The organism is Sporolactobacillus sp. STSJ-5, from assembly GCF_024385605.1.
In the GTDB taxonomy this organism is placed as follows: Bacteria; Bacillota; Bacilli; order Bacillales; family Sporolactobacillaceae; genus Sporolactobacillus.
The window spans coordinates 1-1,220 of record NZ_JANFOJ010000050.1 but is presented as its reverse complement, the minus strand read 5'-3'; the positions used below and the strand labels follow the sequence as shown (position 1 = coordinate 1,220).

Genomic DNA, 1,220 nt, shown 5'->3' with positions numbered 1-1,220 from the left:
TGATTCTATCCAAATCCAAAGAAAAGGATTCACGCATGGATAAGAATACACATCTCTCTTCATTTTCGCAATGGTTAAATCAGATAAACTTTAAACAGCTTGACGAAACCCTCGGACAAACCGGCGGTGACAAGTACGTGAAAAAGCTGACGACAAAGGCTTATATGACCCTTTTTCTGTATGCTCATCTCCAGAAAGAAGACAGTCTGCGTTCGATTTCGGACTGCGTCTTAAGTGAAGAGCTTCAGAAAGCAACGGGTCTCTCGTCGATCAGCGCCTCACAACTCTCAAGAAAAAATAACTCGGTTGACCCGCAACTGTTGATGATGCTCTTTCTTGATCTGGTCGCCAAGATTAAAGGCAAACGAGCGCCCCAAATGGATGAACGGCTCAGGGTTGTGGATTCGACGACGATACCTCTGAATGCTCAGCGCTATCCATGGGCTCACTTTCGCAAAACCAAAGCCGGCGTCAAGCTGCACCTTCGCCTTGTCTTTATGGGAAAAGGGCAAGTGTTTCCGGAAAAAGCAGTCCTTACATCCGCTCAAGTCAATGACCGCTCGCAACTCGATGTGCTCGTTGACGAGAAAGAAGCCATGTATGTCTTTGATCGAGGCTATGTGGATTACCAGGCCTTTGATCGTTTTTCCGAAGAGGGGATGTTCTTTGCTTCCCGTTTAAAAAAGAATGCCGTTATCCATGTCCTGCACAACTATAAAGTCCCCGAGAAAAGTTCTCTTTTATCGGATCAAATGATCCTGCTGGGCAGCGTTCAAAACCAAACGGAAAATGCCTTCCGTCTCATCGTGGCGCAAGACGATCAGGGGAAGAACATTCGGATCATCACCAATCGTTTTGACTTGTCGGCGACAGAAATCAGTGATGTCTATCGTCATCGATGGGCCATCGAACTTTTTTTCAAATGGCTGAAGCAACATGTTCGGATCCAAACATTTTACGGACAAAGTGAGAAGGCTGTCCAGAATCAACTACTTTTGGCGTTGATTCATTACAGTCTATTCGTTTTGATTCAGCAGAAACTTAAAACGACGAGTTCAGTACTTCAACTGAACCGATGGTTCAAAGCTGTGCTTTGGAAATCCTGTGAGCAATGGTTCCGCCGTATTCGTTTTCAAATGAATAAAAGGAAACGAGTAACCTAAAGGCACCTTAAAGGCTGTTGACACTTGGACACTGATTAACTGGATAAAATTGTAAAA

Annotated in this window: 1 protein-coding gene; it reads left to right on the top strand. The window is 44.6% G+C overall.

What is annotated here, in order from left to right:
- The first annotated feature begins 35 nt into the window (after positions 1-35).
- Entirely contained in the window at positions 36-1,163 is a 1,128-nt protein-coding gene (locus NOM01_RS17045) for an IS4 family transposase (protein WP_255749783.1), read from the top strand.
- The last annotated feature ends 57 nt before the right edge of the window (positions 1,164-1,220 follow it).

What these genes read in the sequence shown, in the direction of transcription:
- NOM01_RS17045 (WP_255749783.1), top strand. Translation starts at nt 36, where the DNA reads ATGGATAAGAATACACATCTCTCTTCATTTTCGCAATGGTTAAATCAG.